Origin of the sequence: Streptococcus sp. HMSC062B01 (genome assembly GCF_001811085.1) — a bacterium.
Classification (GTDB): domain Bacteria; phylum Bacillota; class Bacilli; order Lactobacillales; family Streptococcaceae; genus Streptococcus; species Streptococcus gordonii.
Genome location: NZ_KZ672765.1, coordinates 12722 through 30425, shown reverse-complemented (window position 1 = coordinate 30425; position 17704 = coordinate 12722). Strand labels below are relative to the sequence as shown.

At 41.2% G+C, this 17704-nt stretch carries 22 protein-coding genes; 5 read left to right on the top strand and 17 right to left on the bottom strand.

All coding sequences use genetic code 11. The annotated features are described in order from the left end of the window. Positions 1-35: 35 nt before the first annotated feature. The 11 genes from yidD to HMPREF2780_RS00470 form a co-directional block, all read right to left on the bottom strand. Entirely contained in the window at positions 36-290 is a 255-nt protein-coding gene (yidD, locus tag HMPREF2780_RS00520; RefSeq protein WP_008809589.1) for a membrane protein insertion efficiency factor YidD, read from the bottom strand. Further along, complete coding sequence (locus tag HMPREF2780_RS00515) at positions 287-1015, bottom strand: pseudouridine synthase (protein WP_045773079.1); 729 nt, start codon at positions 1013-1015, stop codon at positions 287-289. The genes yidD and HMPREF2780_RS00515 overlap by 4 nt, the downstream gene beginning before the upstream one ends. A 36-nt stretch (positions 1016-1051) precedes the next feature. Then, entirely contained in the window at positions 1052-1618 is a 567-nt protein-coding gene (gene scpB / locus HMPREF2780_RS00510) for an SMC-Scp complex subunit ScpB (protein WP_048777600.1), read from the bottom strand. A gap of 2 nt (positions 1619-1620) precedes the next feature. Then, the gene (locus HMPREF2780_RS00505; protein ID WP_045773078.1) at positions 1621-2322 is read right to left on the bottom strand and encodes a segregation/condensation protein A; all 702 of its coding nucleotides are present in this window, start codon (positions 2320-2322) and stop codon (positions 1621-1623) included. Continuing rightward, positions 2322-3050, bottom strand: coding sequence for a site-specific tyrosine recombinase XerD (xerD, locus tag HMPREF2780_RS00500; protein WP_061596013.1), 729 nt, complete (start codon positions 3048-3050; stop codon positions 2322-2324). Before xerD ends, HMPREF2780_RS00505 begins: the two co-directional genes overlap by 1 nt. Further along, positions 3047-3508, bottom strand: coding sequence for a cyclic-di-AMP-binding protein CbpB (cbpB, locus tag HMPREF2780_RS00495; protein WP_061596014.1), 462 nt, complete (start codon positions 3506-3508; stop codon positions 3047-3049). The genes xerD and cbpB overlap by 4 nt, the downstream gene beginning before the upstream one ends. Then, positions 3505-4026, bottom strand: coding sequence for a metallophosphoesterase (locus tag HMPREF2780_RS00490; RefSeq protein ID WP_008809595.1), 522 nt, complete (start codon positions 4024-4026; stop codon positions 3505-3507). Before HMPREF2780_RS00490 ends, cbpB begins: the two co-directional genes overlap by 4 nt. Further along, entirely contained in the window at positions 4002-4979 is a 978-nt protein-coding gene (locus HMPREF2780_RS00485; RefSeq protein ID WP_061596015.1) for a nucleoside-triphosphate diphosphatase, read from the bottom strand. The genes HMPREF2780_RS00490 and HMPREF2780_RS00485 overlap by 25 nt, the downstream gene beginning before the upstream one ends. After that, positions 4976-5770: a glutamate racemase gene (gene racE, locus HMPREF2780_RS00480; RefSeq protein WP_008809597.1), complete on the bottom strand. Its 795-nt coding sequence runs from the start codon at positions 5768-5770 to the stop codon at positions 4976-4978. Before racE ends, HMPREF2780_RS00485 begins: the two co-directional genes overlap by 4 nt. Before the next feature lie 71 nt (positions 5771-5841). After that, entirely contained in the window at positions 5842-6090 is a 249-nt protein-coding gene (locus HMPREF2780_RS00475) for a YneF family protein (protein ID WP_061596016.1), read from the bottom strand. A 54-nt stretch (positions 6091-6144) separates the two neighbouring features. Then, positions 6145-7395 (bottom strand): diaminopimelate decarboxylase, encoded by a 1251-nt coding sequence (locus HMPREF2780_RS00470; RefSeq protein WP_061596017.1) that lies wholly within the window; start codon positions 7393-7395, stop codon positions 6145-6147. A 330-nt stretch (positions 7396-7725) separates the two neighbouring features. Here HMPREF2780_RS00470 and HMPREF2780_RS00465 point away from each other — a divergent pair, with 330 nt between their 5' ends. From HMPREF2780_RS00465 to HMPREF2780_RS00450, 4 genes are all read left to right on the top strand, one after another. Continuing rightward, a complete protein-coding gene (locus HMPREF2780_RS00465) occupies positions 7726-8715 on the top strand; it encodes a PTS sugar transporter subunit IIB (RefSeq protein WP_105025958.1) in 990 nt (329 codons plus the stop codon). Between the two features lie 118 nt (positions 8716-8833). Beyond that, positions 8834-9634 carry a PTS mannose/fructose/sorbose transporter subunit IIC gene (locus tag HMPREF2780_RS00460; protein WP_061596018.1) on the top strand — a complete coding sequence of 267 codons (801 nt, stop codon included), beginning with the start codon at positions 8834-8836 and terminating at the stop codon, positions 9632-9634. Positions 9635-9651: 17 nt separating this feature from the next. Then, the gene (locus HMPREF2780_RS00455) at positions 9652-10563 is read left to right on the top strand and encodes a PTS system mannose/fructose/sorbose family transporter subunit IID (RefSeq protein WP_008809602.1); all 912 of its coding nucleotides are present in this window, start codon (positions 9652-9654) and stop codon (positions 10561-10563) included. Positions 10564-10633: 70 nt separating this feature from the next. After that, on the top strand, positions 10634-10996 hold the full coding sequence (locus HMPREF2780_RS00450) for a DUF956 family protein (RefSeq protein WP_002908911.1): 363 nt from the start codon (positions 10634-10636) through the stop codon (positions 10994-10996). A 187-nt stretch (positions 10997-11183) separates the two neighbouring features. On the opposite strand, the gene HMPREF2780_RS00440 is transcribed toward HMPREF2780_RS00450, so the two are convergent. Genes HMPREF2780_RS00440 through HMPREF2780_RS00430 form a run of 3 tightly spaced genes read right to left on the bottom strand, consistent with a single transcriptional unit; the run spans position 11184 to position 12958 of the window. Next, positions 11184-11816 carry a GNAT family N-acetyltransferase gene (locus HMPREF2780_RS00440; protein WP_061596019.1) on the bottom strand — a complete coding sequence of 211 codons (633 nt, stop codon included), beginning with the start codon at positions 11814-11816 and terminating at the stop codon, positions 11184-11186. A 13-nt stretch (positions 11817-11829) separates the two neighbouring features. Further along, positions 11830-12408 (bottom strand): NAD(P)H-dependent oxidoreductase, encoded by a 579-nt coding sequence (locus tag HMPREF2780_RS00435; RefSeq protein WP_008809603.1) that lies wholly within the window; start codon positions 12406-12408, stop codon positions 11830-11832. Further along, on the bottom strand, positions 12401-12958 hold the full coding sequence (locus HMPREF2780_RS00430) for a TetR/AcrR family transcriptional regulator (protein WP_004193252.1): 558 nt from the start codon (positions 12956-12958) through the stop codon (positions 12401-12403). The genes HMPREF2780_RS00435 and HMPREF2780_RS00430 overlap by 8 nt, the downstream gene beginning before the upstream one ends. A 310-nt stretch (positions 12959-13268) precedes the next feature. On the opposite strand from HMPREF2780_RS00430, the gene serS reads away from it, so the two are divergent. Beyond that, the gene (gene serS / locus HMPREF2780_RS00425) at positions 13269-14546 is read left to right on the top strand and encodes a serine--tRNA ligase (protein ID WP_061596020.1); all 1278 of its coding nucleotides are present in this window, start codon (positions 13269-13271) and stop codon (positions 14544-14546) included. Positions 14547-15044: 498 nt separating this feature from the next. Here the strand turns inward: serS and HMPREF2780_RS00415 are convergent, their stop codons facing one another. The 3 genes from HMPREF2780_RS00415 to HMPREF2780_RS00405 form a co-directional block, all read right to left on the bottom strand. Then, a complete protein-coding gene (locus HMPREF2780_RS00415) occupies positions 15045-16109 on the bottom strand; it encodes an acyl-CoA dehydrogenase family protein (protein WP_048777617.1) in 1065 nt (354 codons plus the stop codon). Between the two features lie 18 nt (positions 16110-16127). Beyond that, on the bottom strand, positions 16128-16676 hold the full coding sequence (locus tag HMPREF2780_RS00410; protein WP_009659051.1) for a carboxymuconolactone decarboxylase family protein: 549 nt from the start codon (positions 16674-16676) through the stop codon (positions 16128-16130). 244 nt (positions 16677-16920) lie between these two features. After that, positions 16921-17637, bottom strand: a complete 717-nt coding sequence (locus HMPREF2780_RS00405; RefSeq protein WP_223359950.1) for a hypothetical protein — start codon at positions 17635-17637, stop codon at positions 16921-16923. Positions 17638-17704 lie beyond the last annotated feature (67 nt).

Here is a 17704-nt window from a genome sequence, read left to right as displayed (position 1 = left end):
GAGCCTTTCGATTAGAGATAAAGAACTATACGTATCTAGTGAGACTGTTTTCTTGTATCGTTTCTTTTCAGGCTAAAATGGTCTGGTACGGGATCTTCTCCCGGCTGAGACCAAGGATGGCAACGAAAAATCCGCGCCAAACCCATCAGGACACCTTTGGCTCCATGCTTCTGGATAGCCTCAATCATATAATTAGAGCAGGTAGGCCGAAAACGACAGGAAGGTGGAAATGCAGGTGAAATAAAACGTTGGTAAAAGCGAACTGGAGCGATTAAAAGCTTTTTAATCATTTTCCAGCCTTTGTAATAGCCAAATTATGAAGCTGGCTTATTTCTTTTTTATTGAGGCGTCTAGATTCACCTGGTCGAAGTCCTGTCAAATCCAAATGTCCGAAGCGAGTCCGAGACAGCTTGTCTACCTCTAAGCCGACCGCTTGGAACATCTTCTTCACTTGGTGATTCCGTCCCTCATGGATGGTCAGCTGAACGACAGACCGATTTTTGACAGGATCGACTTTTATGATTTCATAAACTGCCGGTTTGGTCTTTTTACCATCAATCTCTACACCACGAGTCAAAGGGCGAAGATTTTCCTTATTTGCAATTCCTTTTACACGAGCAACATAAACCTTGTCAATCTCATTACGTGGGTGAATCATCTCGTCTGTAAAATCGCCATCATTCGTCAGGATAAGAAGTCCAGAAGTATCCCAGTCTAGACGACCAACAGGATAAATCCGTTCTTTGACTTGAGGCAACAAGTCTACCACCGTTTTACGTCCCTTGTCATCTGTCACACTAGAAATGACTCCACGAGGCTTATTCAAAAGGTAATAGACCTTTTCCTCATTATAGATAGGCTGCCCTTCTACTTCGACTTTGTCACCTGTTTTAACTAAGGTCGCCAGTTCTCGAACCACCTGGCCATTGATTGTCACAAGGCCTTGCTTAATCAGCTCTTCTGCTTTCCGGCGGCTAGCCACTCCAGCATGGGCAATATATTTATTAATTCTCATCTTTTATCCTTTCACAAGATACACAGTTCAGCCATTTTATTCTAACTCTGATTCGGTCGCTTGACCAAATAATTGGCTTTCTTCTGCTACCAATTCTGTATCTGTCACGACTGGTAATTCTTCCAAATGGTTGATCCCCATGTAATCTAAGAAATATTCTGTTGTCACATAAAGATTAGGTCGACCAAGGACCTCCTTTTTACCATCTTCTCGAACCAGCTCAAATGCTAATAACTTGGCAAGTGCCCCGCTAGAATTGACCCCGCGGATATCATCAATCTCTACCCGCGTGATTGGCTGTTTATAAGCAATAATTGACAGAGTTTCTAAAGCAGCACGTGAAAGGCTCTGATTAATCGGCGATTTAGAATAAGCACGCAGGAGTTCTGCAAAAGCTTGTTTGGTAACCAATTTATAAGTGTTAGACGTTTCAAGTAAAGCCAGACTACAGTCAGCATCGGCTTCGTACTTAGCTGCCAATTTTTCTATACTTTGGCTAACTCCTGTAGGAGGAATGGACAAAATTTCAGCAATCTGCCGAACTTTCAAGCCGTCTTCTCCTGCCACAAAAAGAAGCGCTTCTATTTCTGATAACTTACTCATGTTTACTTCCTAATTAGATAGATACTTCCAAAATTTTCTTCTTGGAGCAATTGAATCTCCTGTACTTTCACTAATTCCAAGGTTGCTAAAAAGAGAGTGATGACCTCGTTCATGTCCTTGGTCTCAGTAAATAACTCCTGTAAGGCCAATTTTTTTTGACTCTTACAGCGTTCCAAGACCACATCCATCATGTCTTCAATCTTATATTCATCTTTGACAATGGTAGTATGACTATGACGAAATTCTTCTCTTTTTTTAGCTAATAAGCCAGAAAAGGCCAAAAACAAATCAATGGCTGAGCGGTCATGCACCAACTCAGCATCTTCATAGACTAATTCAATCTTAGGTTTAGAATAATACAGAGCCCGCTCTTCGTGCTGCTCCGCCATTTTCTCACCAAGAAGTTTAAATTTACGATACTCCTCGATTTGACTCAACAGGTCATGTTCTAAATCTTCCTCTAAGTCAGCATCATCCACTACTTTAGGTAGAAGTTTGCGACTTTTAATAAGCATAAGCTGACTAGCCATGACCATATATTCCCCAGCCACCTCCAGACGCATGGCCTGCAAGGTCGCAACATAGGCTAAATATTGTTCAATAACCTCTGTAATTGGAACATCATAAATATCCATCTGGTACTTGGAAACTAAATGGAGTAGCAAATCCAGGGGTCCCTCAAAATCTTTAATTTTTATATCCATTATCTATATTTTTCTAATGTGGTAATACTTTTCAACCCTAGGTCACGAGCAATATCATGTAGGCTTCGCTTATCTTTCAACTGACGCAAAATATATTGTTCTCTCAAACTCTGAGCAGACAAACCTGCCTGCCCTTTTTCTGATAAAAAAGCCTCCAGCTGACGAAAGGCCCACTGCCTAGAATAAGGTTTTCCCTTTTTTTCAAATAAATAGGTTCCTGAAGCCATCCTACTTAATTCTTCTGTCAGTTTGGAAGAAAGTTGGACAATTCGCTTTTGCCCCGCTTTCTCAACACTTAAAATCTGAAAATCAAACTGGATATCCGTGACTTTTATAGACAAAATTTCACTCGGCAAAAGACCATTTTCTAAAATTAGAAGGGCAATTAAACGCCCCTGAGGAACTTGACTCTCCTGCCAAAAAGCTGATAAATCAAGAAGCGAACCTTGTGAAGAGCTTTCTTTCTGATCCTTGGGAATACTTAATTTGTAGTAATGTTCTATATATTTCTGATTATAGAGAAAATACAAAAATTGGTTAACTGCTGATAATTTCCGTTTTTGCACAGAAAGCTTTAAAGGCTGCAAAGAAGACTGATAGAGTCGCAGACTGGTATCATTTATTGTTCCAACTTGCTCAAGAAACTGTTCTAAATCGTAGGTATAAGCAAGCCTGGAATTTTTAGATAACTGTTTTGGCTGTATAAACTGTTCGATTGCTTCTTTCATTTAGCTTTCATCTCATATCGGCTTGAAAAATCATGCAAAAGGGCATTAACTGCTTTGAGAATCGACTTTCTCGTAATAATTCCATGAAAATGCTGATCATCTCCTACCACAGGCAAGAAGGACTCATCTATCAATTTATGCAAAACTTCAGAAATTGTGTAATTCACTCCTACAGTTAAACCATCTTTCCTAGTCATGTGAACGATATCCATCGCCATAAATTCTTCTTCTGGAAGATCATGCTGCATCCGATAAGCCATGATATCCGTCAGAGAAATGGTTCCGACAAATTTCTTTTCAGCCGTCACAACCGGAATCCGCGAATAGGTCATCTGACTCAACAACAAAATAGCGTGATCAACATTGTGACTGTCTACCAACACTGCTAAATTTTCAGCAGGTGTCAGAAAAGCACCTTCTTGTTTCACAAGATATTCTTCAAATGCCTGGGCTATCATCTAGCAAACTCCTTTGACAAACTTGGGTATAGTTGATGCTGACGAGTGAAATAATCCACTCTGAAACGATCTTCTTCAATTTCAACCTTAGCATAAAGACGCTCCGTAATCAAACCGCGTGGTTGACTGATAGACCCTGGATTTAAAAATAGAGTCTTCCCTTCCATCCAAGCATCCGGAATATGTAGGTGGCCATAAAGACAAATGTCCGCATTTTCTTCTTGTGCCCACAAATCTAGCTTTTGAAAAGAAAAGTTGATTTGGAATAAATGACCGTGGGCTTGAGCTATACGAGTCCCATTCAAATCTGTCACTAGTCGATCCGGATAGCCATCATAAAAGTCCATATTGCCAGCAACAACATGAATCCCCTCCCACACAGGGTCATCACTTGGCAATTCAGAGTCACCATTGTGGAAAATACCGTCTACCTTACCTAAGTAATAATTTTTTATCTCCTCGACAATTGAGCGATCACCATGAGAGTCACTCATTACAATGATTGTTTGCTTTGCCATGCTGGAAATACCTCCATTAACTTTTTCACCGCCTGAGCGCGATGAGATTGCTCATTCTTCTCTTCTACTGTCAGCTCAGCTGATGTCTTGCCTGTTTCACCAACCAAAAAGAGAGGATCATAACCAAAGCCATTTTCTCCTTTTGGCTCAAAATTGATAAAACCAGGCCAGTCAGCCTCAACTACTAAACTTTCTTTTTCAGGACTGGCCACGACCAGTGTTGTATGAAAATGAGCTGCACGATCCTTTAATTCAAAGACCATAGCCAACTCATGCAAAAGCTTGATATTATTCTCCGCATCAGTTGCACCTACTCCAGCAAAGCGAGCGGACCAGACTCCAGGAAGTCCCCCAAGAATATCAACTTGTAAACCCGAATCATCAGCTAAAACCATTTTACCGGTTAGCTGGCTGATGGTTTCTGCCTTAAGCCGAGCATTCTCTTCAAAGGTCATTCCTGTTTCAGCCACTTCTGGCAAGTCGGGGTAGTCATTGAGATTCTCAACCTTGTAGCCCAATTTTCCAAATAACTTTCGAAACTCTTTCGTTTTGCCTTCATTTCGAGTAGCAATTAAAAGAGTATCCTTGACTTCTTTAGCTCCCAAAAAATCAGTCAATGAAACTCCGCCTTGAGGTATATAGACATACAAAAGTTGGCCTGACTCCACTACAAGTAAAGCCCCTTGACGCTGGATCAGTTCTATCTTTCTTTTAGCCTCTTCATTGATAAGGTCTACTAAAAAGACTAATAAGCGATATGCAGAATGGTAACGTAAAACCGTCACTTCAATTGGGAAATTATGTCCATCCTTATTCAGAGCTACTTGCAAATCTTCTAAAATTTTGCCAGCCTCAGCTGATACCTGCGAAAAATTACTAAAAGATTCCGTTTCGCTCCACTTAGTGATATACCAGTCTTGGTCATCCTTATATTCATATATTTTTTCACTCATAAATCTATATGCTCCACGCTTACCTTCTGTCCTAGCCAATGTTCAGCAATCTCAGCAAAACTCTTAGCACTGGCTGTTGTATAAAAACGATGCTGCAAAGTCTGTTCTTCTCGGCTTCGATTAATTTCAAAGTAGTTTAAAAGAACAGAGATATCCCTTACACACTCTGCCCCACTGTCAATCAGTTTAACATCCGGTCCCATCACATTTTGAATAATAGATCTCAGGAGAGGATAATGTGTACAACCCAGAACAAGCGTGTCCACCTTCCCTGCTAACGGAAGCAAGGTCTCATAGACAACTTTTTTTGTAACACTGGACGTTAGCTCATTTGACTCAACTAGAGGAACAAACTTAGGACAAGCCAAGCTACTAACCTCCATCTCAGGTGACAAAGCTTCAATTTTCTTGCGATAGATATCTGAAGTGACTGTCATTGGTGTCCCAATCACTCCAATCTTTCCTGAATGAGTTGACTTTATCGCTGCAGAAGCCCCAGGTAAAATCACTCCTAAAACTGGAATATCTAGTTTTTCTTTAATCTCTTCCCAGACAACAGCTGTCGCAGTATTGCAAGCAATAACTATCATTTTCACATCTTTAGTCAAAAGAAAATTGACCAGTTGCCAGGTATAGTCTCTGATTTGCTCAGCCGGCCTAGGTCCATAAGGAGCACGAGCAGAATCCCCGATGTAAATGACTTCTTCGTGGGGAAGCTGTCGCATCAATTCACGTACAACCGTCAAACCGCCCACTCCGGAATCTAGAAAACCAATCGGTCGATTATCCATAAAATCTTCTTTCTAAATAAGGGATTGGGCCTACAGCCCAAATCCCCTTTTGATATTTAATAATCAAATGATTATTTTTTCTTTTTGCTGTTAGCTAAAGCTGATTTTTGTTGGTTGATAATTTGGCGATAAACTTGTTGGACTTTTGCCTCACTTGGACGCTGTCCACTTGCTCCAAGCAAAGTACGAACTGCTTCCACATTCAAACGCGGATTTTCAGCAAATTCTTTTTCGACTTGCTTACGAAGGATATACATTCCTGCAAATACACCACTTGCAAAAGCAAGAATAATCAGCAAAATTGCTAAAAATAAACTCATAAAATAAATCTCCTATTTCCTTTTTTGCGTTGCTTTCATTATACCAAATCTTCTTTATTTTTCAAAGTCAAATCCATAGAGAGTCGCAAAATAATCTTCTGGTCTTTCAGCTCGACGAATCATACGAACATTTCCGTCTTCTTCCAAGAGAATTTCGCTGGAACGAAGTTTGGCATTGTATTGATACCCCATTGAAAAGCCATGAGCACCTGTATCGTGAATTACGAGTGTATCACCGATTTGGCTCACTGGTAGCGGACGATTAATAGCAAATTTGTCGTTATTCTCACAGAGGCTGCCAACAACATCCACAATCTCTGTCTCACCCTCAGGTCGATCCATATTGGTAATGTGGTGATAAGAGCCATACATGGCAGGGCGCAACAGATTGACCGCAGAGGCGTCCACTCCCAGATAGGTTCGGTAGGTCTGCTTCTTATGGGTAACCTTGGTGACCAGCAAGCCATAAGGTGCCAGCATAAAGCGGCCCAGCTCCGTATAAATTTTGACCTGTCCTAGGCCAGCCGGAGTTAGAATAGCTTCATAGGCCTGACGAACTCCTTGACCGATGACTGCAATGTCATTTTCCTCGCCATCAGGTTGATAATTAATGCCGACACCACCAGATAGATTGATAAAGTCCAGCTCGACTCCTGTCTCAGCCACCACTTCTACAGCCAGCTCAAAAAGCTGACGGGCCAGTTCAGGATAGTAATCATTGCTTACTGTATTAGAGGCCAAGAGCGCATGGATCCCAAACTTCTCAGCTCCCAACTCCTTGAGTTCTTTGAAAGCCTGAATCAGCTGGTCCTTAGTCATACCAAACTTGGCTTCTTCTGGATTATCCATGATGCTGGTTCCTAGCTCAAAGACACCGCCAGGGTTGTAACGGCAGGAAATGACCTTGGGAATACCAGCGGCTTCCTTTAGAAAAGCCACATCTTCATAGGCATCCAGATTGATAGTCGCTCCAAGGTCACGCGCAAACTGAAATTCCTCAGCTGGTGTGTTATTGGACGAAAACATGATATCCTGTCCAGCAAAGCCCAGCTTTTGACTCATGAGCAACTCAACATAGCTGGCACAGTCCACCCCGCAGCCTTCTTCTTTAAGGATTTTTAAAATAGCAGGATTTGGGGTAGCCTTGACAGCAAAATACTCTTTAAAACCTGGATTCCAAGAAAAGGCCTCATGCAGGGCACGCGCTCTTGCCCGAATTCCCTTCTCATCATAAAGATGGAAAGGGGTTGGAAACTGAGCCGTAATCTCATCTAACTTTTCACGACTAATAAAAGGAGTTTTCATAACATGTCACACTTTCATTGTAATTCACTCTATTATACCATAAGCTAGCCGTTCTAGAATACCTCCTGCACAATTATCATTTTCTACCACTTTCATTCATATATTAACCGATCTTTTTTCAAACTGGTCTTTTATTTTTATATTTTTCTACTATTTAAATATTAAAAAATGTACTTGTAGCAATATTTTAGAGTACTTTTATTCCTTGAATGAATTTGATTCATTTTGGCGCCTCCCCCTTGTTTTTTTCCTGAAAACGTTTTATAATAAGATAGTCTTAAACTTTTCTTAAAGTTTGGTCAAACATTTTAATAAGGGGGAATGTCAATAATGAGTATTGGAATCATTATTGCAAGCCATGGTGAATTTGCTGCTGGCATTCATCAATCAGGTTCTATGATTTTTGGCGAACAAGAAAAAGTAACAACTTGTACTTTTATGCCAAATGAAGGCCCTGATGATTTGTATGCTAAATTCAATAACGCTGTGGCACAGTTTGATGCGGACGATGAAGTCTTAGTCTTGGCTGACCTTTGGAGTGGTTCTCCATTCAACCAAGCTAGCCGTGTAATGGGTGAAAATCCAGATCGCAAGTTCGCTATTATTACAGGTTTGAATCTGCCAATGTTGATTCAAGCATATACAGAAAGAATGATGGATGCTAACGCTGGTGTTGATGCCGTCGTAGCTAATATCATCAAAGAAGCTAAAGAAGGTGTGAAGGCTCTGCCTGAAGAATTGAATCCAGCAGAAGAAGTTGCAAGCGCTCCTGTTGCAGCAACTGCTCAAGCTGCTATTCCAGAAGGTACTGTTATCGGTGATGGCAAGCTCAAAATCAATCTTGCGCGTATCGATACACGTTTGCTTCATGGACAAGTCGCAACTGCTTGGACACCAGATTCAAAAGCAGACCGTATTATCGTAGCTTCTGACTCAGTAGCTAAGGATGAACTCCGCAAAGAGTTAATCAAACAAGCCGCACCGGGTAATGTAAAAGCAAACGTTGTGCCTATTGACAAACTTATTGCTGTTTCAAAAGACCCACGCTTTGGTAATACTCATGCTTTGATCCTGTTTGAAACTCCTCAAGATGCTCTTCGTGCTATTGAAGGCGGTGTGCCAATCAAGACTCTCAATGTAGGTTCTATGGCTCACTCGACAGGTAAAACAATGGTTAACAACGTACTATCAATGGACAAGGACGATGTAGCGACTTACGAAAAACTTCGTGACCTTGGCGTTGAATTCGACGTACGTAAAGTACCAAATGACTCTAAGAAAGACTTGTTTGACTTAATTGAAAAAGCAAACGTTCAATAATACATTAATTGAATAAAATTTGGACGGATAGTTTAGCAAAACTACACCTCTCAGTTCTTTCTAGGTCTTGCCTGACTATTTTACGTCCTCATATCTCATGAAAGGATAATTATAAATCATGTCTATTATTTCTATGGTTTTAGTGGTCTTTGTTGCCTTCCTTGCTGGTCTTGAAGGTATCTTGGACCAATTCCAATTCCACCAACCAATTGTTGCATGTACTTTGATTGGTTTGGTAACAGGTAACCTAACTGTCGGTGTTATGCTAGGTGGTTCACTTCAGCTAATCGCTCTTGGTTGGGCAAATATCGGTGCTGCTGTAGCTCCCGATGTAGCTCTTGCATCCGTGGCATCTGCAATTATTTTAGTGCAGAGTGGTGGTGCAAAAGATGATATCTCAGTAGCTACAGCCACAGCTATTCCTCTTGCAGTAGCTGGTCTCTTTTTGACCATGATTGTCCGTACTGCTTCAGTTGCCCTAGTTCATGGTGCTGATTCTGCTGCTAAAAAAGGAGATATTCGTGGTGTTGAAAGAGCACATTATACTGCCCTCCTCCTCCAAGGGTTACGTATTGCAGTCCCTGCTATTCTTTTACTTTTGATTCCTGCGGAATCAGTAAAAGCAGCTCTTCAATCAATGCCAGTTTGGCTCAAAGAAGGGATGGAAGTAGGCGGTAGCATGGTCGTAGCTGTCGGTTATGCTATGGTTATCAACATGATGGCAACTCGTGAAGTATGGCCTTTCTTCGCTATTGGTTTCGCTCTTGCTGCTGTTAGTGGTTTATCTCTCATCGCTTTTGGTACAATCGGTGTTGCACTTGCTCTTATTTACATTAACCTTTCTAAGAAAGGTGGAAATGGTGGTGGAGCAGTCGCTTCATCTAACGACCCAATCGGCGATATTTTAGAGGACTACTAAGAAAGGAGAAACGAATCATGACTGAAAAACTGCAATTAACAAAATCAGATCGTCAAAAAGTTTGGTGGCGTTCTACTTTCTTACAAGGTTCTTGGAACTATGAACGCATGCAAAACTTGGGTTGGGCTTATTCACTAATCCCAGCAATTAAAAGATTATACACTAAAAAGGAAGACCAGGCTGCAGCTCTTGAGCGTCACTTGGAATTCTTCAACACTCACCCATATGTTGCAGCTCCTATTCTTGGTGTAACACTTGCACTTGAAGAAGAAAAAGCAAACGGTGCGTCAATTGATGATGCAGCTATCCAAGGGGTTAAGATTGGTATGATGGGACCTCTTGCTGGTATCGGAGACCCTGTTTTCTGGTTTACTGTACGACCAATTTTAGGAGCACTAGGAGCTTCTCTAGCCGCATCAGGAAATATCATCGGTCCACTACTTTTCTTTGTTCTTTGGAATGCAATTCGTATGGCTTTCCTCTGGTACACACAAGAATTAGGCTACAAGGCTGGTTCTGAAATCACCAAAGATATGTCTGGTGGTATCCTCCAAGATATTACCAAAGGTGCCTCTATCTTGGGTATGTTTATCATTGGTGTTCTTGTAAAACAATGGGTCAACATTGGTTTCAAAATTGCCTTGCCATCTACAACTCTTACAGATCCAAAAGCTTATGTTGAAATTCCTAACGGCCCTGTAACCGGAGAGAAATTAGTTGAAATATTAAACAGAGCCCCTGGTGTAAACCTTGGACCAGTAAAACAAAATACCCTACAAGGTCAACTTGATTCTTTAATACCAGGACTGCTAGGATTACTCTTAACATTCCTCTGTATGTGGTTATTGAAGAAAAAAGTTTCACCAATCATTATCATCGTTGCATTATTTATTGTTGGTATTGTTGCTCACTACTTCAATATTATGTAATCAAAAAGAAGGTTTCGGCCTTCTTTTTCTTGTGGTATAATAGAAAGAGATTTACTTTGAAGGAGCAATTATGGCGCAATCACAAAACAAAACAGTTGAATTTAATACCACTGGCGTTTCCTACCTCGGATTAGGCGGTAAGGTTGGGAAATTTTTAATCGGCGAGACAGCTCTTGAGTTTTATGCTGATGCCAATGTAGAAGATTATATTCAGCTGCCTTGGACTAGCATCACTGCTATCGGCGCCAATGTTTCTGGCAAGAAAGTCAGCCGCCACTTTGAAATCTGGACTGACAAAGGAAAATTTCTCTTTGCCTCCAAAGACTCTGGTAAGATTCTCAAAATTGCTCGGGAGCATATCGGCAACGACAAGGTGGTTAGATTGCCGACTCTGTTACAAAAAATTGCTGGAATCTTTAAGAAGAAAAAATAGGGTTGAAAAAGTTTCAACCTTATTTTTTATATTTTCGACTAAGACAAAAGTTGCTTATATCAGCAAAATGGAGCTAGCACAAAAAATTGAAAAGTGAAACAGGTTTGAGAATGCACTATTTCAGCCCTTTGAAATGATGGGGTGGAGTAAGCTGACATTATCAATGCAAGACCGCATCATTAGATCTTCAAAAAGTATAAACATCAGCTATTTTTTTCTCAAAAGTCCATGTCTTGACACCTTCAACATCACGGACATCTAGTTGTTTAAATCCGTTCTTTTTGTAAAAACGACAGTTGCTTTCTGTATGAGTAATTAAAGTAAGCCGCTGGCATTTCTCTTCTTTTGCAAGCAACTCAAGTCCCTTTGAGATAAAAAGACCGCCAACTCCCTGTCCTTGATAATCAGGTAGCACCCCCAGCAATTCAAGATAAAGAGTTGAACTACCCCTTTTTTTAGCTTCTTTACTGCCCTCCCCAAAGACTTTTTGAAAAGCTAAAAGCTGAGGAATATATTGCCACATCCTCCATGCTCCTGCCCGCAAAAAGGAAAGCATACCGACAGGATGATTACCGAGCTTATGAATAGTAGCGACCCCCATAAGACGCCCGTCCACTTCAGCAAGCAGACAAATATGATGACGCATCGCTGCCTTAACCATAACTGCATGCAATCTATTTAGAAAATCAATATAAGACTGGCTACTGCCAAAGAGAGGACGAAATTTTTCTCTGTAGATCTCATGCTTAGCAAAAGCAGCAGTTAAAACCGAGACCGCAGCAGCAAGATCTCGTTCATCTGCTCTTCGAAAACGAATCATGATAGCTACCTCTTCAAATCTTTTCTGCCAATTTTTCTAAAAAATCTTGACGTTTTTCAGCTGTAGACTGAGAAATATTCCCGAAATTCAACCAACGGCGCTGTCTAGCACCGATAGACTTAAAGGTATGGCCCAACATGGCTTTCTTGACGACGTCACCACAGAAATACTTAAGATAGAAGGTCGGTGCTGCAGAGGTAGTAATAGCCAACACCTCTTTAATATTGGTCAGACGACCAACTAACTGGCGAGTTTTGCTCTCCTCGTAAATCTTATTTTTCAAAAAGACCTTATCTTCAAAGCCCTTGACAATAGCTGGCATATCCGCCCACCAGATAGGAAAAATCATGATAAGGCGGTCACAGGACGCAAGAGCTTCCTGATATTTTAAAACCAGTGGGTCAAGTGCCTGCCCTTTATTAAAAAGTGCTAGCTCTTCCTTGGTATAGACTGGATTAAAACCATCCTCATAGAGATCGATCAATTCATAGGTCTGACCTTTCTTCTCCAACAAATCTTGAACCTGCTCTAAAATAGCATGGTTAAAGCTTTTCTCATAGGGATGTGCATAAACAATGAGATTTTTAATCATGTTTGTAACCTCCTAGTAAATCATTGAACATTGAGCGATAGACTTCCTCATCAAAAGGCTCCAAGCCTTTGGCAATAAAATGACCATAGCCTGTGATGAAGGTGTCCAGCTTGAGCAAGAGAATCTTTTTCTCTTTCTGACTCTCAATAGGCAGCTGATCCAGATAAACCACTGTCTTATTCCCGATTTCCAGAAGCTCACCTTTCCGGTAAGCCTCTGTCGCTACAGGGCTGAAAAAGAGAAAATCCATTATCTGACTGTTGGTCTTGTATTCCGATAAAAGAAAGAGTCCTATCTGCCAAATGCAATCCAGAGGATCAGAGACTCCATCTAGATACTGCTCCTCTAAACGCTTAAGCTGCTTCTGGTTTTCCAAAAGACAGACCTGATAGTAAAGTTCCTCCTTATTCTCAAAAGCCTTGTAGAAAGCACCAGTCGTAACCCCCAGCAGAGATGCCAGTTTCCTTAGGGGGATATTCTGATAGCCATACTCTCTGATAAGCTGGCTTGCCTTTTCAATCATACGGTCACGCGTTGTTTGTTTTACCATAAGAACTCCTTTGGATAACTGTATTACCCCTATCTAAAGATAACATAGTTATCTTTTTCTGTCAAGATTTTTCCCATCCTGGGATTTACATTTTCCGGAAAATCCTGTATAATAGTCGAAACGGATAAGTACTATTGGGCACTTTTCAGAAAGTCTGCGGTGGCTGTGAGCAGATAAGAAGAAAATAGGAAATTCTACCGTTAGTTTAAAAATGAATAATTAAGCAAGTGCACTTTTGTGAAGTTGGATGGAACCGCGGCTCTGTCGCTCCAACAGTTTCATAAAGTGCTTTTTATTTTTGGAGGTACCTATGTTAGATTTAAAACGCATCCGTACGGACTTTGATACTGTAGCTGCAAAATTAGCTACGCGAGGTGTTGACGCTGCTACCCTTAACCAAATGAAAACTATTGACAAAGAACGTCGGGATTTATTGGTCAAGGTCGAAGAGCTAAAGGCAGAGCGTAATACTGTTTCTGCCGAAATTGCCCAAGCTAAACGCAACAAAGAAAATGCAGATGACAAGATTGCTGCCATGCAAAAACTCTCTGCTGAAGTCAAGAACTTAGACGCAAGCTTGGCTGAGCTGGATGCTAAGTTGACTGAATTCACTACTACTCTACCTAATATCCCGCACGAAAGTGTTCCTGTCGGAGCAGACGAGGATGAAAATGTCGAAGTTCGTCGCTGGGGTACACCACGCCAATTTGACTTTGAAGCTAAGGCTCACTGGGATTTGGGTGAAGATCTGGATATCTTAGACTGGGAGCGCGGGGCAAAAGTTACTGGTGCTCGCTTCCTCTTCTATAAGGGCTTGGGAGCAAGACTTGAGCGTGCTATCTATAACTTCATGCTGGATGAGCATGGCAAAGAAGGCTATACCGAAGTCATCACTCCTTATATGGTAAACCATGATTCCATGTTTGGGACTGGGCAGTATCCTAAGTTCAAAGAAGATACGTTTGAGCTAAGCGATACCAACTTCGTTCTGATTCCGACTGCTGAAGTTCCGTTGACCAACTACTATCGAGACGAAATTCTCGACGGAAAAGAATTACCAATCTACTTCACGGCTATGAGCCCATCATTCCGCTCTGAAGCTGGCTCTGCCGGTCGTGATACGCGCGGTCTGATTCGTCTGCACCAATTCCACAAGGTTGAAATGGTGAAATTTGCCAAGCCAGAAGAATCTTATGAAGAGCTAGAAAAGATGACTGCCAACGCAGAAAATATCCTGCAAAAGCTGAATCTGCCTTACCGCGTTGTAGCACTCTGTACTGGAGATATGGGCTTCTCAGCTGCTAAGACCTACGACTTGGAAGTTTGGATTCCTGCTCAGAACACCTACCGTGAAATCTCTAGCTGCTCTAACACAGAAGATTTCCAAGCTCGTAGAGCTCAAATTCGCTACCGTGATGAAGCAGACGGCAAGGTCAAACTCCTTCATACTCTCAACGGTTCTGGACTTGCTGTCGGACGCACAGTGGCTGCTATCTTAGAAAATTACCAAAACGAAGATGGATCTGTGACTATCCCAGAGGTTCTACGTCCGTATATGGGTGGATTAGAAGTCATCGCACCAAAATAAAAAGCAGATTCTCCTGATACTTTGCCTATATCACTAGGTCTAAGTATAGACTTAATTTACTAAAATAAAAAAATCCGAGAATAACTCAGAGAAAATCAAAAACAGATTTTCAAAGAATATCATCTTGGATTTTTTCTTATCTTTCTGACCAGCAATGAGACTGTATCGTAAAAACAGACATAGACGACATCTCAACAGCCAGAAAGGATATATAGCAACTTAACTGCTTCTACAAAATATATCTAGCTCGCATAGGAAATAAGTAAAAGGTAGCCTACTAAACTTGAAATAAGGAGCAAGAGTCACTAAAAATGTTAGCTTATGTCGATCCTTGCAATTGTTTTGAGATGATATGGCTACATTAGTGTCAGAAATAAGCAAATCATCAAGACTATTCAAGAAACTAAAGCACCGTTAATTGCTTACAAAGTGACTCTTTTGCATCATCGTCTTAATGTCCATTCTACTGATAAATCAGTCACTGGTTTGCCTTCATTTCTATGAAGCTTCTAAAATATGCCGTAGCTGGACTGCACTCGGTGAGACAATGGGAAGAAAAGCTCCTTCGTTCCAACGGCGTATAAAGCCTGAAGTCGAATTACTCAAGTATCCTCTGCCTCCACTAGCCTGTAGCTCCAAGAGCAGACTTTGAGCCACCACATCAACTATATCAATTCGCAGCTGAAAGAGTTCCTTAGGACGCTCAACAAAATAGCCAGGCTGGAGAAGACCTCTATAGAGCTGATCCTGGATTTCAGTCAGAGCAGCCACTTGCTCCTCCCACTCCTCTCTCAAAATAGAGCGAACTGACAGATTGGCTTCAACCTCTGCCAGAGACTTCTCCGCTAGACCAAGAGCCAGACCAAATTGATAACCGAGAAAAGCTGGGCGATTTTCTGCCAAAAAGGCCTGGGCATCTTGTGCAAGAATCCATTCCTCTTGCAAAGGCACATGATTGAAGGTCAGGGCAGCTGTATTTCCCCCTTGCAAAGATACAAACTCTAAATCAGCTGAACGGGAAAAATTCTCTGCATCAGACGGCACAGCCAGAACCAGTGGCTGGTGGCTCCCGTCTTCGAAACCGGCAACAAATATGCTGAGGAAGCGATCCGCGCGAGCATTGGTTACCCAAGGCAGACGTCCCTTGAGATAAAGATTCCCGTCTTCTTCTACAATAGAGACATTTAACTCCTCTAGGTCCGATAGGAATTTAACGGCATTGGACAGGGCTGTCGCACCTGCATATTCCCCTGACAGGAGACCCTCCAAATAGTGCTCTCTAAAGTAGGGATTAGGAGATTTTAAAATGTTATCAATAAAGGTCCTTTGCCCCCAAGAGATAAAGGAGGCGGTCAAAGAATGGTGAGCCAACTCCTTGAGTACTTCTATCACATCCGTATCATTGCCACCTCGGCCTCCCAGCTCTTCTGGAACACCAACCCGAAAGGCTCCTTCTGCAGCGATACGCTCAATCAGTTGATTGCCAGCTGCACAGGATTCTTTGTCAATCTGATCAGCGTGGTCATCCAACCAGTTGATAAACTCTTCTGAAAAAAATGTCATTTGCCACCTCCTCAAAGACTAGGCATAAGGCTGTAATTCCGGATTAATTGGCGTGTTTGCCAAATTATTGGCATAATTGCAAAGGGTCGCAAGGCTAACACCCAGAACTACATCCAGAGCATTCTCATGTGTATAGCCCGCTTCTAGGAAATCTGCCAAAGCCTCATCTCCGACCCGTCCCTTAGTATTAATGACAGCAATAGTAAATTTAGCAAGCGTATCTAACTTCGGATCTGTATCAATCGGAGTACGATTGCGCAGTGCCTCCAAAAGATCATCATTCATTTGAATCTGCTTGATTGAAAAAGCTGTATGACCCGCCACACAGAAAGCACAGCCATTAGTAACTGCAGCCGTAATCTGCACTACTTCACGCTCAGTTGGTGTTAGGCTGTTACGGCGATTGATGGCTCCAACCGTCCGATATGTTTCCAAAGCTGTTGGCGCATTTGCCAAAAGACCGATAAGATTAGGAATGTAACCCCCGTTATCTTTTTGAACGGTTTCTAAAACTTCCTTCACTTCAGCAGGAGCAGATTCAATTGTATGGATAGTAAATTCTGACATAAATGACCTCTTTTCTTTTAATTAGCAACTATCTTAACATAGGTTCTACAGCTTGTATAATATATATTTTATATAAGTCCTATAAAGAGAATATAATGCAGTAATTCAAACTAAAATTTTTTACCTAAATTTATCGTGATCAAACAAAAGTTTAAACAAAAAAAGAAGCCTTCTGGCTTCTTTTTTAATTTTTTCACCTCTATGGTTACTAAGACACTTTTTCATTAGCAATTCTTATAGAAGATTATTCTTTATCGCTCTCAACTGCTTCGTCAGAAACAACGGCATCTAAGCTTTCCTCTTCCACTGTTGGTTCAGACTGAACCTGTTTTTCAACTGTTTCTTCTGTTACTAGCTTTGTGGGCTCTTCTTTATTTTCATCTGCTTCTACTTTTTTAGATTCTTCAGCTGAAGCAGGTGTTTCTGTATCTTTTGGCTGATCGGTTTCTTTTTTGATTTCATTTACAGCGGTTTTTACTGTTGCAGAAGTTACACGGCCAACAGTTTGAGCAAATTCCTTACTTACATTGGCTGCATCTGTCAAGGTTTCTTTTGAAATCTTTCCACCTGAAAAAGCCATTAATCCTAAAACAAATGTTGCAATTGAAGCAATTGCAGTCAAGTACAAACCTATACCGACTGAAATACCATAACCACCATAACCAAAATTAGCACTCATATCACCTAAGCGAAACAGGGCATAAATAGAAATAGCTGTCTCAATAACTCCCAAAGCCACAACTCCCAGAGCCAAGTTTTTAATCAAAGGCTGAGTACGATCTTTAAGAATAGCTAAGACAATAGATCCGATGGCTAAAATTATAATAATTTTCCCATCACCTTCAATTCCTGAAACACTTAAACCACCCAATCCACCTAGGTTTACAGTCCCCCAAGGCAAAACACTTCCAATTATTACTGCTACTGACGCAATGATAATGTACAAACGATTTTTTTCCATTTGACTTCTCCTTCTCTAAGCACAAGCTATCTGATTTAAGGTAAAAAAGATAGATTGTAGACTAACA

Excerpts from the sequence above, each read along its gene's own strand:
- yidD (WP_008809589.1), bottom strand. The coding sequence starts at position 290 with ATGATTAAAAAGCTTTTAATCGCTCCAGTTCGCTTTTACCAACGTTTT.
- HMPREF2780_RS00515 (WP_045773079.1), bottom strand. The coding sequence starts at position 1,015 with ATGAGAATTAATAAATATATTGCCCATGCTGGAGTGGCTAGCCGCCGG.
- scpB (WP_048777600.1), bottom strand. The coding sequence starts at position 1,618 with ATGAGTAAGTTATCAGAAATAGAAGCGCTTCTTTTTGTGGCAGGAGAA.
- HMPREF2780_RS00505 (WP_045773078.1), bottom strand. The coding sequence starts at position 2,322 with ATGGATATAAAAATTAAAGATTTTGAGGGACCCCTGGATTTGCTACTC.
- xerD (WP_061596013.1), bottom strand. The coding sequence starts at position 3,050 with ATGAAAGAAGCAATCGAACAGTTTATACAGCCAAAACAGTTATCTAAA.
- cbpB (WP_061596014.1), bottom strand. The coding sequence starts at position 3,508 with ATGATAGCCCAGGCATTTGAAGAATATCTTGTGAAACAAGAAGGTGCT.
- HMPREF2780_RS00490 (WP_008809595.1), bottom strand. The coding sequence starts at position 4,026 with ATGGCAAAGCAAACAATCATTGTAATGAGTGACTCTCATGGTGATCGC.
- HMPREF2780_RS00485 (WP_061596015.1), bottom strand. The coding sequence starts at position 4,979 with ATGAGTGAAAAAATATATGAATATAAGGATGACCAAGACTGGTATATC.
- racE (WP_008809597.1), bottom strand. The coding sequence starts at position 5,770 with ATGGATAATCGACCGATTGGTTTTCTAGATTCCGGAGTGGGCGGTTTG.
- HMPREF2780_RS00475 (WP_061596016.1), bottom strand. The coding sequence starts at position 6,090 with ATGAGTTTATTTTTAGCAATTTTGCTGATTATTCTTGCTTTTGCAAGT.
- HMPREF2780_RS00470 (WP_061596017.1), bottom strand. The coding sequence starts at position 7,395 with ATGAAAACTCCTTTTATTAGTCGTGAAAAGTTAGATGAGATTACGGCT.
- HMPREF2780_RS00465 (WP_105025958.1), top strand. The coding sequence starts at position 7,726 with ATGAGTATTGGAATCATTATTGCAAGCCATGGTGAATTTGCTGCTGGC.
- HMPREF2780_RS00460 (WP_061596018.1), top strand. The coding sequence starts at position 8,834 with ATGTCTATTATTTCTATGGTTTTAGTGGTCTTTGTTGCCTTCCTTGCT.
- HMPREF2780_RS00455 (WP_008809602.1), top strand. The coding sequence starts at position 9,652 with ATGACTGAAAAACTGCAATTAACAAAATCAGATCGTCAAAAAGTTTGG.
- HMPREF2780_RS00450 (WP_002908911.1), top strand. The coding sequence starts at position 10,634 with ATGGCGCAATCACAAAACAAAACAGTTGAATTTAATACCACTGGCGTT.
- HMPREF2780_RS00440 (WP_061596019.1), bottom strand. The coding sequence starts at position 11,816 with ATGATTCGTTTTCGAAGAGCAGATGAACGAGATCTTGCTGCTGCGGTC.
- HMPREF2780_RS00435 (WP_008809603.1), bottom strand. The coding sequence starts at position 12,408 with ATGATTAAAAATCTCATTGTTTATGCACATCCCTATGAGAAAAGCTTT.
- HMPREF2780_RS00430 (WP_004193252.1), bottom strand. The coding sequence starts at position 12,958 with ATGGTAAAACAAACAACGCGTGACCGTATGATTGAAAAGGCAAGCCAG.
- serS (WP_061596020.1), top strand. The coding sequence starts at position 13,269 with ATGTTAGATTTAAAACGCATCCGTACGGACTTTGATACTGTAGCTGCA.
- HMPREF2780_RS00415 (WP_048777617.1), bottom strand. The coding sequence starts at position 16,109 with ATGACATTTTTTTCAGAAGAGTTTATCAACTGGTTGGATGACCACGCT.
- HMPREF2780_RS00410 (WP_009659051.1), bottom strand. The coding sequence starts at position 16,676 with ATGTCAGAATTTACTATCCATACAATTGAATCTGCTCCTGCTGAAGTG.
- HMPREF2780_RS00405 (WP_223359950.1), bottom strand. The coding sequence starts at position 17,637 with ATGGAAAAAAATCGTTTGTACATTATCATTGCGTCAGTAGCAGTAATA.